This window comes from Ruegeria sp. A4, from assembly GCF_056543025.1.
Genome location: NZ_JBQGAW010000022.1, coordinates 1 through 1,658, shown reverse-complemented (window position 1 = coordinate 1,658; position 1,658 = coordinate 1). Strand labels below are relative to the sequence as shown.

General features: G+C 65.0%; 1 protein-coding gene. It reads left to right on the top strand.

The annotated features are described in order from the left end of the window. Positions 1–1,656 (top strand): sulfoacetaldehyde acetyltransferase (gene xsc, locus ACR0E2_RS20635; RefSeq protein ID WP_480447753.1); only part of this gene is annotated, 1,656 nt, incomplete at its 5' end. Positions 1,657–1,658: the final 2 nt, after the last annotated feature.

Here is a 1,658-nt window from a genome sequence, read left to right as displayed (position 1 = left end):
ATCATGTTCTGGGACTGCGCGCATGAAGGCAGCGCGGGGATGATGGCGGATGGCTACACCCGCGCCACCGGCAAGATGTCGATGATGATCGCGCAGAACGGCCCCGGCATCACCAACTTCGTGACCGCCGTAAAAACCGCCTATTGGAACCACACGCCGCTGCTGCTGGTCACCCCGCAGGCGGCGAACAAGACCATCGGTCAGGGCGGTTTCCAGGAAGTCGAGCAGATGAAGCTGTTCGAGGACATGGTCGCCTATCAGGAAGAGGTCCGCGACCCGACCCGCGTCACCGAGGTTCTGAACCGCGTGATCATGAAAGCCAAGCGCGCCAGCGCCCCGGCCCAGATCAACATCCCGCGTGACATGTGGACCCAGGTGGTTGATGTTGATCTGCCCGCCATCGTCGATTTCGAACGCCCTGCGGGCGGCGAAACCGCCGTGGCGCAGGCGGCCGAGCTGCTGTCGACCGCCAAGAACCCGGTGATCCTGAACGGTGCGGGCGTGGTTCTGTCCAAGGGCGGGATCGAGGCCTCGAAGGCGCTGGCCGAGCGTCTGGATGCGCCGGTCTGCGTGGGCTATCAGCACAACGACGCCTTCCCCGGCAGCCACCCTCTGTTTGCCGGTCCTCTGGGCTACAACGGCTCGAAAGCCGGGATGGAGCTGATCAGCGAAGCCGATGTTGTTCTGTGCCTCGGCACCCGTCTGAACCCGTTCTCGACCCTGCCGGGCTATGGCATGGAATACTGGCCGGCCGAGGCCAAGATCATCCAGGTCGACATCAACCCCGACCGGATCGGCCTGACCAAGAAGGTCACCGTGGGCATCGTGGGTGACGCGGCCAAGGTGGCGACCGGCATCCTGAACCAGCTGAGCGATACCGCGGGCGACGAGGGCCGCGACGCGCGCAAGGCGAAGATCGCCGAGAAGAAGTCCCGCTGGGCCCAGCAGCTGAGCAGCATGGACCACGAGGATGATGATCCGGGCACCACCTGGAACCAGCGCGCCCGCGCGGCCAAGCCCGACTGGATGAGCCCCCGCATGGCGTGGCGCGCGATTCAGGCGGCGCTGCCGAAAGAGGCGATCATCAGCTCGGATATCGGCAACAACTGCGCCATCGGCAACGCCTATCCGTCCTTCGAGGCGGGCCGCAAATACCTGGCGCCGGGCCTGTTCGGGCCCTGTGGCTATGGCCTGCCGGCCATCGTCGGCGCCAAGATCGGCTGCCCGGACGTGCCGGTCGTGGGCTTTGCCGGTGACGGCGCCTTCGGCATCGCGGTGAACGAACTGACTGCGATCGGCCGCGAGGAATGGCCCGCCGTGACCCAGATCGTCTTCCGCAACTACCAGTGGGGCGCGGAAAAGCGCAACTCGACCCTGTGGTTCGATGACAACTTCGTCGGCACCGAACTGGACACCAAAGTGTCTTACGCCGGTATCGCGCAGGCCTGTGGCCTGAAAGGCGTCGTGGCCCGCACCCAGGACGAGCTGACCGCAGCGCTGAACCAGGCGATCGAGGACCAGAAGAACGGCATCACCACGCTGATCGAGGCCCTGATCAACCAGGAGCTCGGCGAACCCTTCCGCCGCGACGCAATGAAAAAACCCGTCGCCGTCGCAGGAATCTCGGCCGAAGACATGAAAGTTCAGGAAGCGTGATC